This is a genomic window from Desulfovibrio sp. SGI.102 (assembly GCF_050314315.1).
GTDB lineage: Bacteria > Desulfobacterota > Desulfovibrionia > Desulfovibrionales > Desulfovibrionaceae > Desulfovibrio.
This window is the reverse complement of the sequence record NZ_JBNPNC010000066.1, coordinates 1-11,774: the sequence shown is the minus strand read 5'-3', so window position 1 is coordinate 11,774 and position 11,774 is coordinate 1. Positions and strand designations below refer to the sequence as shown.

Annotated in this window: 10 protein-coding genes; 3 read left to right on the top strand and 7 right to left on the bottom strand. The window is 61.4% G+C overall.

The genetic code is table 11. The features are described 5' to 3' along the window. Positions 1-275: 275 nt before the first annotated feature. Genes ACQRCJ_RS11075 through glpA form a run of 3 tightly spaced genes read right to left on the bottom strand, consistent with a single transcriptional unit; the run spans position 276 to position 4,359 of the window. Entirely contained in the window at positions 276-1,496 is a 1,221-nt protein-coding gene (locus tag ACQRCJ_RS11075; RefSeq protein WP_240937741.1) for an anaerobic glycerol-3-phosphate dehydrogenase subunit C, read from the bottom strand. Positions 1,497-1,505: 9 nt separating this feature from the next. Further along, positions 1,506-2,768, bottom strand: a complete 1,263-nt coding sequence (gene glpB, locus ACQRCJ_RS11070; protein WP_168936350.1) for an anaerobic glycerol-3-phosphate dehydrogenase subunit GlpB — start codon at positions 2,766-2,768, stop codon at positions 1,506-1,508. Then, a complete protein-coding gene (gene glpA / locus ACQRCJ_RS11065) occupies positions 2,752-4,359 on the bottom strand; it encodes an anaerobic glycerol-3-phosphate dehydrogenase subunit GlpA (RefSeq protein ID WP_427799811.1) in 1,608 nt (535 codons plus the stop codon). The genes glpB and glpA overlap by 17 nt, the downstream gene beginning before the upstream one ends. A 248-nt stretch (positions 4,360-4,607) precedes the next feature. Between glpA and ACQRCJ_RS11060 the strand changes: the two genes are divergently transcribed. Beyond that, positions 4,608-5,378 (top strand): HAD-IIA family hydrolase, encoded by a 771-nt coding sequence (locus tag ACQRCJ_RS11060; RefSeq protein ID WP_168936348.1) that lies wholly within the window; start codon positions 4,608-4,610, stop codon positions 5,376-5,378. A gap of 68 nt (positions 5,379-5,446) precedes the next feature. After that, positions 5,447-6,112 (top strand): HAD family hydrolase, encoded by a 666-nt coding sequence (locus ACQRCJ_RS11055; RefSeq protein ID WP_168936347.1) that lies wholly within the window; start codon positions 5,447-5,449, stop codon positions 6,110-6,112. Between the two features lie 213 nt (positions 6,113-6,325). On the opposite strand, the gene ACQRCJ_RS11050 is transcribed toward ACQRCJ_RS11055, so the two are convergent. The 4 genes from ACQRCJ_RS11050 to ACQRCJ_RS11035 are packed head-to-tail and all read right to left on the bottom strand — an operon-like array spanning position 6,326 to position 10,057. Continuing rightward, on the bottom strand, positions 6,326-7,549 hold the full coding sequence (locus tag ACQRCJ_RS11050; RefSeq protein ID WP_006006022.1) for an aspartate kinase: 1,224 nt from the start codon (positions 7,547-7,549) through the stop codon (positions 6,326-6,328). 25 nt (positions 7,550-7,574) lie between these two features. Beyond that, positions 7,575-8,099: a tRNA (adenosine(37)-N6)-threonylcarbamoyltransferase complex ATPase subunit type 1 TsaE gene (gene tsaE / locus ACQRCJ_RS11045; RefSeq protein WP_168936345.1), complete on the bottom strand. Its 525-nt coding sequence runs from the start codon at positions 8,097-8,099 to the stop codon at positions 7,575-7,577. Positions 8,100-8,114: 15 nt separating this feature from the next. After that, entirely contained in the window at positions 8,115-9,683 is a 1,569-nt protein-coding gene (locus tag ACQRCJ_RS11040) for an NAD(P)H-hydrate dehydratase (protein WP_303931363.1), read from the bottom strand. A gap of 2 nt (positions 9,684-9,685) precedes the next feature. Beyond that, entirely contained in the window at positions 9,686-10,057 is a 372-nt protein-coding gene (locus tag ACQRCJ_RS11035; RefSeq protein ID WP_168936343.1) for a holo-[acyl-carrier-protein] synthase, read from the bottom strand. Positions 10,058-10,169: 112 nt separating this feature from the next. Between ACQRCJ_RS11035 and ACQRCJ_RS11030 the strand changes: the two genes are divergently transcribed. Next, positions 10,170-11,504, top strand: coding sequence for a UDP-glucose dehydrogenase family protein (locus ACQRCJ_RS11030; protein ID WP_168936342.1), 1,335 nt, complete (start codon positions 10,170-10,172; stop codon positions 11,502-11,504). Positions 11,505-11,774: the final 270 nt, after the last annotated feature.

Sequence of the window (11,774 nt, the reverse complement as noted above, 5' to 3'; positions counted from 1 at the left end):
CTCTAAGCGATCAAGGTTTAAGCCCATAAGAAAGACGTTCTTCATATAATTATGTAAACTTTGAGATCTTATATACGCTGATATGGCAGGCTCTTCGTTGCGGCAATGTGGAAGTTGTTTCTCCTGTTCATTGAGTTTAGCTGCAGCAGGCAGTGAAATTTCTTAAGAATATGCTGATAATATGATTTCACAAGAAAATCTGGCTGTAAAAAAAGAGGCCTCTGCATCATGCAGAGGCCTCGTCACTATATTTTTGTCCTCGGAAGAATCCCTAATTAACGGGCAGCTTCCATCCAGCGCCGCAACACGGAAACCGGATGCAGACAATCCTTGCCGGAACCGTGCTTGATCTGGACACGGCAGGTGCCGCACTCCGAAGCGGCCACGGGAGCCGGACTTTTGCGTACGGCATCAAAGAGGGCGGAGCCCACCTGCATGCCGATGGGATACTTTTCCTTTTTGAAACCATAGCTGCCCGAGATCCCGCAGCATCCGGCATCGGCATTGCTGACATGCATGCCGGGCAGAGAGCGGAGCAGGTCGAGGCCGGGCAGGCCGTTGCCTTGGGCACGCAGATGGCAGGGGGCGTGATAGATGAGCTCGGAAGGAACCACGGAACTGTCCACAGTTTTTTCGGGCAGACGCAGTTCTCCCTTATCCACGCAATCCAGCAGGAAAGCCTGAGCATCCAGCAGAGTAGTGGAGACGCCATCGATCATCAGGTCGGGATAGTATTCCGGCAGATCGGAGGAGAACATCAACGCGCAGCTGGGGCAACCGGTGATGACCGGGATGCCTTCCTTGCGCCAGCGTTGCAGTTCCGCGATATTCTTTTTGGCATTGGCGCGAGCGTCGTCCCAGAATCCGTTGGCGACCATGGGCAGACCGCAGCAGACGAATTCCTCGGGAACGATGACATGGTAGCCAGCCTGGTTCAGCACCCACACAAGGTCGAGCCCGGTCTGCGGATCATAGACATCCAGATAACAGCCGGGGAAGAGGACGACATACTTGTTGGTATGGGGCTGCCAGATTTTTTTCAGCTGCTGCCGGAAACTCTTTTCGGCAAAGGCCGGCATGGGAGCCTTGGCGGAGATACCCAGCTTGTCCAGTGCAAAGCGGGTCACGGGATTGAGCATGCCAAAGTTCTTCAGCTTAGCAGGCACGTAGCGCAGCAGCTTGGCCATAAGTTCGCCGTGCCCAAGGATCCAGTCCCGCAGGGGCGGACGCTTTTTGCGGCACTGCTCGGCACGGGCCATCATGTTCAGACTGGAGATCGGGACGCCCTGGGGGCAGGCGATATCGCAGTTTTTGCAGTTGGCGCAATAGTGCAGGGATTCTTCTTCGGCAAGACCCAGCAGGCGGAAACGCTCATAGGCGGGACCGATCATGCGGGGGCCAAGGAAGTTCGTGGTGGCCTGGGCCACCGGGCACTGTACCACACAGGTGGTGCAGGCGATACAGGCATCAGGATTGGGATGTTTGAGAGCCATCATGCACCTGCCTTACACACATTGGGCGGCATACCAGGCCGTGGCAAGGGCCACGCCGTTACCGCTTTTTTCAGTAGCGAAATCATAGCCGCCCAGCGAGCGGCCCACAAAACGGACATTGTCCAGCAGCACCGAGCCTTCCTCAGAACAGGGACGCAGCTGTGCACCGACGCGGACGCGCAGGGTAGCGAAGGCATGGCGGGCAAAGACGTTTTCTTCCGACCAGTCAGAAGGATCGGCGGAAGGCATCTCGCCATTTTCCAGACAGAGCGGCAGCTGGAAGATGCTTTCCTGCATCTTGCCGGGCTCCGCTTCGAATCCGTCGCCCATGAAACCACCGGTAGCCACGATGATCTGATCAGCAGCATAGACGTGTTCGTGGTCGAGACCGGAGGTGATCACACCGCGGCAATGCCCGTCCGCGACGTCGGCACGGATCACCGTCGTATTTTCCAGCAGCGTGACATCCAGCTCGCGCAGGGCATTCAGCAGACAGGTGCGCAAACGCAGACCACTGACTCCCGGAGGGATGGAAAGCATTTCCACCACCGGGCAATCCAGCAGCTCCACCAGTTTTTTCCAAAGGAAGTTGCGCACGCCGCACACAGGCGGCAGCAGGATGAGGTCCTGTCGGCCGCAGGCTTTTTTCAGGGCATCGGCCAGCCAGAAGACCCCTTCGGGACGGTCCACATAGCGGGCCAGATCCAGAGCCGTGATATTGCGGTGCGTTTTGCCCAGGGGCGAGGGCAGGACGACTTCGGTGAACTCGATGCTCCTGAGAGCAGGATAACGGCGGAACTGCTTGATGATCAGATTGGGCTGACAGTCGCGCAGGCCCTCGATGGTGACCACGGCAACTCGTTTGGCCTTCAGCAGCAGATCGCCATCGGCGCTGGCCGGGCACAGGCCGCTCGGCTTAAGGGTGCCCATGATACTGGGGACAAGGCGATTGCTCTCTTTCATGGGCAGCAGGGACAGGCCCTGAGCGGCACAGATTTCTTCCAGGAAAGAGCAGGCTTCGGCCACACGATCACGTCCCAGCAGGCGATAGGGATGGGCCTCGGGCAAGGATTCGATGGCATCCAGCGGATGGCCGGAAACAGCCTGGCCGTTGACATAGCCCAGGACGTCCACGCAACCGCTACCGATGGCCAGCGCTCCCACGCCCCGGGAAAGGACAGTGACCTTGCGGCCGCGCCGGGCAGCGGCAAGGGCCGCCACAAGGCCGGACATGCCGGCGCCGATAACCAGGACGTCGCTATTTCTCTTGTTCATTGCCGGCTCCATCCAGATTGAGGGTGGCCGCATAGATGGCACGCCCCAGTTCGATTTCTTTCAGCTGCTTGCCCCACAGGGCCGGGCGCAGACCACGCCAGCGTTCCTGCAGGAATTGGGAGACGTCTTCCATGGGGGAGAAGGCCAGGGGAACATTGCGCTCGGTCAAAGCGCCGATGGCGCGCAGGGAGCAGAACGTGCCCTGGCAGGTACCCATGCCCAGACGAGTGCGCAGGCGGACATCATGCAGGGAGTGGGTGGCAGGGTCGCGGGCCACATATTCCACTTCAGCCATGCTGACCATCTCGCATTCGCACAGCAGTTCGTTGTCCTTTTCGGATGCGGCCTTTTCCACCACATCGGCAAACGTGCTGCCCAGACGGTCGGCAGCAAGGACGGCGCCATTGAGCGGGAAGACCTTGGCGGCTTTTTGCATCAGCTCGGGGGAGGGATCCGCCATGATGGGTTCTTCCGCCGTACGGCACGGCTCGTTATTGCCAAGATAGCGGCAGACCAGATCGCTCATCCGTTCCGCCATCAGGCGGTAGGTGGTCAGCTTGCCGCCGAAGATGCTGGCCATGCCTTCCAGGCCGTCCTGCTTGTGGTCCACGATGTGGAAATTGCGGCTGGCGGCACGGCCCACGGCATTGTTGGGGGTGTAGAGCGGGCGCGTACCGGCAAAGGCACGCAGGATGCGGTACGAGCGCAGATCGGGGAACAGGGGCTCGCCGATATCCAGCAGACGCAAAACGTCCTCGGTCGTGGGCGTATTGTTGTCCGGGCGGTCGGTAGGCGTCGACGTGGTTCCCAGGATGGTGATGGAACCGTGCGGGACGAAGATGTCACCGTCGGAGCTTTTATGCAGGCGGTTGACCACGCGCGACGTGAAGCGGTGGTTGAAGACGATCAGCGTCCCGCGGTCGGGCGACACGCTGACATCCAGACCGGCCAGCTGGGCGATCTGTCCGGACCAGGAACCGGCGGCATTGACCACGTATTCACAGGCGATGTCCAGTTCTTCGCCGGTGATGCGGTTGTGGGCCGTGACGCCCGTAACCTTGCCGTTGCTCTGCTTGATGGCGATGACTTCGTGGTAGGTGAGGATGTCACCGCCGTAGCGCCGGGCACACAGGGCATTGTGCCAGACCAGACGGAAGCCGTCGACGCAGGAGTCCGGCACGCGGTAAACAGAACAGATATTGGGAGCCAGATTGGGCTCCAGCCGCCGTGCTTCGGCCACATCGATGCGCTCGGCGGAGATACCCGCACGGGCACAGGCTTCGACCCAGCCGGGTTCGAAGGCCGGGTCGTCCAGTTTGGTACGGACGAAAAAGCCTTCGGTCTCTTCCACACACTGCTTGCCGATGCGGCGCAGGATCATGTTTTCTTCGATGCATTCCCGGGCGGATTCGCTGTCACTGACAGCGTACCGGGCGCCGCTGTGCAGCAGGCCGTGGAAGCGGGAGCTCGTGCCGTGGGCCAGCCCCCCCTGTTCCAGCAGCAGGGCGGGCACGCCGCGCATGCTCAGGTCGCGCAGAATGCCGATACCTGTCGCACCACCGCCAATGATGATCACTGTGGTTTCTTTCACGCTGTCCTCCGCTCACAGGAGCGACAATTATAGCTTTGGAATCTTCGTTTGCGAAAGTTATACGGGGAAGTCGTCCCTTTCCTCTACTTACAGGACATTGTTGTGTCAAGATGGGCAAGAGGCGTGAAAAACGCCGCTTGCAGCAGGCCATCGGCCTGTGTAGAATCCCGGCACGGCGGCGGGTGCCGGACGGGGGCGCCACAGTTTTGCCGTCATTTTTTTCATTTTTGAAACTTGGGGGACACGGCATGCGGCTTCCTGACAAACGTTGCATCGTTCTGGACATGGATGGTACCATCTATATGGGGGACAATCCCATCGAGGGGGCCGTGGCCTTTGTGCAGCGGCACTGGGAAGATGTGGACTTTTTCTTCCTGAGCAACAATACCTCCAAGGCACCGGAGACCTACATCAAAAAGCTGAACGGCATGGGTATCCCCGCCCGCAGGGAGCAGCTGCTCTCGCCGGTGACGCCGCTGGTGGCTTTTTTGAAGACGGAAGGCATCCATACGGCGTATGTGGTCGGCAACCGGGATTTCGTTTCCGACCTGCGCCAGCGCATGCCCGAACTGAAGCAGCAGGAAGAAGGCGCACAGGCGGTCATCCTGGCCTATGATACGGAACTGACCTATGAAAAACTGTCACGTTCCGCGCTGCTGCTGCAAAAGGATGATGTGCGCTTCCTGGCCACGCATCCGGATCTGGTCTGTCCCTCTCCGGAAGGCCCCCTGCCGGACGTGGGCAGCTTTCTGGCCCTGTACGCCACCGCCACAGGCAGGAGACCGGAGCGCATCTTCGGCAAGCCGGATGCGACCCTGCTTTCCGGCCTGCTGCAGCGTTATGCGCCGGAAAACATGCTGATGGTGGGCGACAGGCTGTCCACCGACAAGCTGCTGGCCGAGAACGCCGGCATCGATTTCCTGCTGGTCCTGAGCGGAGAAGCCCGGCGTTCCGACCTTCCCGGACTGGAGCGCCAGCCGACCCTGGTGCTGGATCACCTGGGACTGCTTGACCAGTAGGCCGCAAGAGGCAATAGTAATAAAAACGTCCGGCAGCATTCTTCGTAGTCGCAACCCCCGGTATGCCTATGGCCCATACTTCTTTCTTTTTCGATCTTGACGGCACCATCACCGATTCCAAGCAGGGCATCATCAATTCCGTCCTGTATTCTTTGAACCATTTCGGGATCAGGGCCAGTGCAGACAGCCTGCTCTTCTTCATCGGTCCGCCGCTCAAGCAGTCCTTTGCCCGCTATTTTCCGGGAGACAGCGCCCGTGTCGCACTGGCGGTGGAAAAATACCGCGAGTACTTCCGGCGGCAGGGGATGTTTGAAAATCAGGTCTATCCCGGGGTGCCCCAGATGCTGGAGCGTCTGATCGAGCAGGGACACCGCATCCATCTGGCTACATCGAAGCCGGAGGTGTTCGCCCGTCAGATTCTGGATCATTTCCAGTTGAGCCGTTACTTCTCCTTTGTGGCCGGTGCCGAGCTGAACGGGGCCCGCAACGACAAAGTCGATGTGCTGCGTTATGCCCTTCAGGAAACGGGCGCGGATGTGTCCCATTCGCTGATGGTGGGGGACAGGTTCCATGATGTGGTCGGCGGCCATGCCGTGGGCATGAAGACCGTGGGCGTGCTGTACGGGTACGGGAGCCGTCAGGAACTGGAGTCCGTCCATGCTGACTATATCTGCCAGAGCATGACGGATCTGCAGACGACTTTGCTGGCCCTGGGGGCCGAGATGCGCCACTAGGGCGGGACGCTGTCTTAAGTGGATGAAAAAAGGCCGCTGCTCCTGTGACAGGCATCAGTTTACGAAGAGGAGATTTTTCGCGGTAAAGGCCTGTTACGAGCATTCGCATGAGAAAGAAAAAGCCCGGTATCACAGGATACCGGGCTTTCTTATCGTATGGGGTGTATTGCCGGCGGCTGGCCGGGGCCGGTCAGCCGGCAGGCAGGAGCGGGACTAGTTGATGTCCCAGTCCAGGCCGAAGGTGTCGTGCAGGATGCGCACGGCCAGTTCCACGTACTTTTCCTGGATCAGGATGGTGATCTTGATCTCGGAGGTGCTGATCATCAGGATGTTGATGCCTTCCTGGGTCAGGGCGGAGAAAGCACGGGCGGCCACGCCGGAGTGGTTGCGCATGCCGACACCGATGGCGGAGACCTTGGCCACATTGACGTCGGAGACCACGTCGGTGGCGCCGGTGCGTTCCTTCACTTCTTCCATGATGGCCAAGGTCTGCTTGAGATCCTTGCGGGAGATGGTGAAGGTCATGTCGGTATGGCCGTCAAGGCTGGTGTTCTGGACGATCATGTCCACCAGCACGCCCTTTTCGGAAAGGGGGCCGAAGATGGCGGCGGCCACGCCGGGCACGTCGGGAAGGTCGTGCAGGGTCACACGAGCCTGGTCCTTATCATAGGCAATGCCGGAAACAAGAACAGCTTCCATGCTGGAGTCCTCCTGGGTAACGAGCGTGCCGGGGTCGTCGGAAAAAGTGGAGCGGACGCGCACAGGCACTTTGTACTTCTTGGCAAATTCCACGGAACGGATGTGCAGCACCTTGGCGCCCATGCTGGCCATTTCCAGCATTTCTTCATAGGCGACACGATCCATCTTGCGGGCGCTGGAGCAGATGTTGGGGTCGGTGGTATAGACGCCGTCCACATCCGTGTAGATCTCGCATTCAACCGAACCCAGGGCGGCAGCCAGGGCAACAGCCGAGGTGTCGGAACCGCCGCGGCCCAGGGTGGTGATGCGCTGGGACTCCGTGCACCCCTGGAAACCGGCGACCACCAGCACGTCGTATTCATCCAGATAGCTGCGCAGGCGCTGGCTGTCGATGGATTCGATACGCGCATTGCCGTGGTCGTCATCGGTAATGATGGGGATCTGCCATGCCAGCAGGGAACGGGCGCGGATGCCCGCGTCTTTGAGCAGCATGGTGAAGAGCGCGATGGAGACCTGTTCCCCGGTGGAGACCAGAGAATCACATTCCGCCGGGTCCGGAGTGGAGGACCACTCGGAGGCCAGGGCCAGCAGACGGTTGGTCTCGCCCGAACGGGCGGAAAGCACGACCACCATCTTGTAGCCCTTGTTCAACCCGGCCTGCACTTTTTCGCGCACTTTCTTCATGCACTCCAGGTTTGCCACTGAAGTGCCACCGAATTTTTGAACTAAGATTTTCATGCCAGATTCCATTGATGCACCTGTCTCACGAAAAAAGGGGCAGATCCGTCCGGGAGCCGTGCCGTCCGGATGTGGTCCAGGCTGTATGCAGCTCCTGAGCCAGAGCCTGAGACGCCTGCCCATGCGCCATTACCGTCAGGAATCGTCCCTTTTCGCATGACTCCAGCCGGATGTCCAGAAATTCCTTGGGAAGGGCCGCTTCGGGGATATACTGGGCCCATTCCACGATGCAGATGCCTGCATCGGCGTCCAGCGCGTCCCAGACTTCGTCGGGAAGGGAGGCCGGGCAACGGTAGAGGTCGCAGTGCAGGACAGGCGGGCAGGTGGGATAATTGTTGCAGATGGTGAAGGACGGACTGGAGATCTCGGCCTGGTCGCCACCCGGCAGGGCCGCGACCAGGGAGCGCGTCAGGGTCGTTTTGCCGCTGCCCAGATCTCCTTGCAAAAGCAGGGCGCGCACCTGGGGGGCGTTTTGCATCATGCCGGCCAGCAAGGTGCCGAGGCGGGCGGTATCGTCCAGGGATTCGAGCACAAAGGTAAAGGCATCCATAGCGGGGGTATCCGGTTAAAGTGTCATGGCCTGGGGCAGGGCATCGGCCAGTTCGCCGGCCACATTGCCCCGGTGGGGATGGGTACGGGCCAGTATCCGGCCGGCAGCGGCATGCAGCGCCACTGCCAGGCAGGCGGCCTGATGGGCCGCCCGGGGGCTTTCCTGCAAGCGAGCCAGCAGGGCCGCGGTACAACCGGCAAGCACGTCGCCGGAACCGCCCATGGCCAGCTGGGGGACATCCAGGGGGCTGAGGCCTGTGGGGCAGTCCCGCTGGCCGACCAGCGTCCCTGCGCCTTTGAGGACGATAGCTGCGGGGACGGCTGCGCAAAGGGCCTTCAGGGCCGCCATCCTGTCCTGCTGGACAGCACTGCCCGGGCAGTGGAGCAGGGCGGCGGCCTCGCCGGGGTGCGGCGTCAGGATGTCTCCGGGGCCAAGGGCCGCCAGCAGAGCGGGATCCCCTGCCAGCAGCATCAGGGCATCGGCATCGAATACACAGGCCGGGCGTTCAGGTTCTTTCAGGAGGGCTGCCAGAAACGCATGGCTGTCTTGTCCTCGTCCCATGCCGGGGCCGATGATTAGGGCCCGGCACTGGTGGAGGCGTTGCCGCAGGTCGTCCGGGAGCTGGGCGGGCCAATCCCTGTTTCCGGGATCGCCCAGGGGCAGGGTCATGATCTCGGGCCAGCCCATGCGCACCTGATCTTCACCGGCGGCGGGCATGGCTGCCGTGACCAGGCCGGCACCGCTACGCAGCGCCCCCCGGGCGGCCAGATGTCCGGCACCGCACATGCCGGGGCGTCCTCCCATGACGAGGATATGCCCGTAGGTGTTCTTGTAGCTCGCGGCCGTCATGGCAGGCAGCAGGGTCAGGGCATGGCCGTCCAGAAGGCGGAAAGAGCAGGGGCCTTCTTCCCGGACTTTGGCAGGCATGGCGATGGGGCCCACATGGCATTCCCCGGTATACGGACGGGCCCACGGCAGCATCAGGCCGGGCTTGGCGGCGGCAAAGCTGACCGTCATGTCCGCTTTGACAGCCTCGGGACAGGGCAGGCCGCTGGTGGCATCCAGGCCCGACGGTACGTCCAGGGACAGGATCAGCGGCCGGGGAGAAAGTTCGTTCACGAAGGAGACCAGACGTCGGGCGTCGTCGCGCAGCTGGCCGGAAAACCCCGTGCCCAGCAGCCCGTCCACCAGGATGTCGGGATGGGGGAGGGGCGTCTCCGTCAGCGCGGCCACCGGAAGGAAGGGGACGCCACATGTCAGGGCCGTCCGAAGATGATATGCCGTTTCGTTCCGGTAATGCTCCAGCGGCCGGGTATGGAAAACATGCGGGCAGGCTCCGGCATCAAGCAGATAACGGGCAAGGCAGGCGGCATCGCCGCCATTGTTGCCGCTGCCCATGAGCAGCCAGACCTGCTTCCCCGCAAGCCGGGGGCACAGGGCGCTCAGCTGGCGGAACGCCGCGGCCGCGGCATTTTCCATCAGGATCTCCGGCAGGATGCCCAGTTCCACGGCCTGCTTGTCCCACTGCTGCATTTCGTGCGGCAGGGGCAGCGGCGGCAGTGCGGACCACCATTCCCCGTTCATCGTCAGGCCTCCAGTACGACAACCGCGGCTGCCGTGGTTCGTTCATGCGTGATGGATACATGGATATGGCGCACGCCCAGCTGCCGGGCACGCTCCAGGGCCGGGCCGGTAAAGCGCAACTCCGGTTTGCCCGTCGGCGTGGGCAGGATCTCGATGTGACGTGGGCCGATCCCCAGGCTGAAGCCGCAGCCCAGCGCCTTGACGGCGGCTTCCTTGGCAGCCCAGCGTCCGGCCACGAAGGCGGGACGCAGCTCCGGGCAGGCCTCCTGTTCGGCAGGTGCCAGGATCCTGGCTGCGAAACGTGCCCCATGGCGTTGCAGGGCCCGTTCCATACGCCCGATATCGGTCAGGTCCATCCCCAGTCCCACCAGCATGTCCGCCCCCGGAGTTGAAGCTCAGGAAAAAAAACGCTATACTGCGCACTCAATCGATTTGTTTTGACGTTATCACTGTCGGGCGTCAAGAGCGCCCCAAGGGAGAAAACATATGAAATTGTGTATCGTCGGCACCGGCTATGTGGGTCTGGTGAGTGCTGCCTGCTTCGCTGAAATGGGCAACTCCGTGACCTGCATCGATGTCAACAAGGATGTTGTGGCCCGCCTGAATGCCGGCTCCGTGCATATTTTCGAGCCCGGCCTGGAACCCATGGTGCGCCGCAGCCATGCCGATGGCCGCCTGAAGTTCACCACCAGCCTGGCGGAAGGTCTGGTTGGCGCTGATTGCGCCTTCATATGCGTGGGTACCCCTCCCGGAGAAGACGGTTCCTGCGACCTGCACTACGTGGAGCAGGTGGCCCGCGAGATCGGTCGTACCATGGAAAACGACCTCATCGTGGTGGACAAGTCTACGGTGCCGGTGGGCACTGCCGACCGTGTGCGCGCCATCATCACCGAAGAACTGGCTGCCCGCGGCAAGAATTTCGACTTCGAGGTGGTCTCCAACCCCGAGTTCCTGAAGGAAGGCGACGCCATCTCCGACTTCATGAAGCCTGACCGCGTGGTCATCGGCACCTCGTCGGACAAGGCCGCCGCCACCATGCGCGAACTGTACGCGCCCTTTGCCCGTACCCGTGACAAACTGATCGTCATGGGCATCCGCAGCGCTGAAATGACCAAATACGCCGCCAACTGCATGCTGGCCACCAAGATCTCCTTCATCAACGAGATCGCCACCATCTGCGAGCGTGTGGGCGCCGACGTGCGCGACGTGCGTAACGGCATCGGTTCTGACAGCCGCATCGGCTACCAGTTCATCTATCCCGGCGTTGGGTACGGCGGCTCCTGCTTCCCCAAGGACGTGAAGGCCCTGATCCATACGGCCGAAGCCGCCGGTATGGAGCCCAAGCTGCTCAATGCCGTGGAAGCCGTGAACGCCCGCCAGAAGCTGCACATGGCCGAGCGCATCAAGGAATACTTTGCGCCGCAGGGTGGTGTGAAGGGCAAGACCCTGGCCCTGTGGGGCCTGGCTTTCAAAGCCAACACCGACGACATGCGTGAAGCCGCTGCCATCAACATCATCAACGCCCTGACCGAAGCCGGCATGAAGGTGCGGGCTTTCGACCCCGTGGCGGCCGATAACGCTCGCCGTATCTTCCAGGACAACCCCCTGGTGGAGATCGTGGACGATCAGTACGGCGTGTGCGATGGTGCCCAGGCTCTGCTGGTGGTGACGGAATGGAACCAGTTCCGCAATCCCGACTTCGATCGCATCAAGTCCCTGCTGACCGCGCCGCTGCTCTTTGACGGCCGTAACCTCTACTCGCCCGCCGCCATGGGCAGCCGTGGTTTCGCCTACTTCTGCATCGGCCGCCGTCCCGACTAGGCAACGAACCGACCCAAGACCAGAGGAGGGCCTGTCCTGTAAAGGGCAGGCCCTTTTTATATGTGCAGGGGCGGCTTGCGGAAAGCTGACTGCGTTGGAAGCCTGCAAAGGGTTGGGCGGGATGCCATGCTTATGGAGCGTCGAACAAACGGCAGGATCTTTGGCTGGTACGGGGAGGACGGTCTCTTTCTCTCTATGAGAAGTATCCCCTGAGGGCGAGCCATAAAAAATCCCTGGCAGTTTCCTGCCGGGGATCTGTTTATGGGCTTT

Bases quoted from the DNA above. Each gene is read 5' to 3' on its own strand.
- glpB (WP_168936350.1), bottom strand. From the start codon at position 2,768: ATGAACAAGAGAAATAGCGACGTCCTGGTTATCGGCGCCGGCATGTCC.
- ACQRCJ_RS11030 (WP_168936342.1), top strand. From the start codon at position 10,170: ATGAAATTGTGTATCGTCGGCACCGGCTATGTGGGTCTGGTGAGTGCT.
- ACQRCJ_RS11050 (WP_006006022.1), bottom strand. From the start codon at position 7,549: ATGAAAATCTTAGTTCAAAAATTCGGTGGCACTTCAGTGGCAAACCTG.
- ACQRCJ_RS11055 (WP_168936347.1), top strand. From the start codon at position 5,447: ATGGCCCATACTTCTTTCTTTTTCGATCTTGACGGCACCATCACCGAT.
- ACQRCJ_RS11035 (WP_168936343.1), bottom strand. From the start codon at position 10,057: ATGCTGGTGGGACTGGGGATGGACCTGACCGATATCGGGCGTATGGAA.
- tsaE (WP_168936345.1), bottom strand. From the start codon at position 8,099: ATGGATGCCTTTACCTTTGTGCTCGAATCCCTGGACGATACCGCCCGC.
- ACQRCJ_RS11075 (WP_240937741.1), bottom strand. From the start codon at position 1,496: ATGATGGCTCTCAAACATCCCAATCCTGATGCCTGTATCGCCTGCACC.
- ACQRCJ_RS11060 (WP_168936348.1), top strand. From the start codon at position 4,608: ATGCGGCTTCCTGACAAACGTTGCATCGTTCTGGACATGGATGGTACC.
- ACQRCJ_RS11040 (WP_303931363.1), bottom strand. From the start codon at position 9,683: ATGAACGGGGAATGGTGGTCCGCACTGCCGCCGCTGCCCCTGCCGCAC.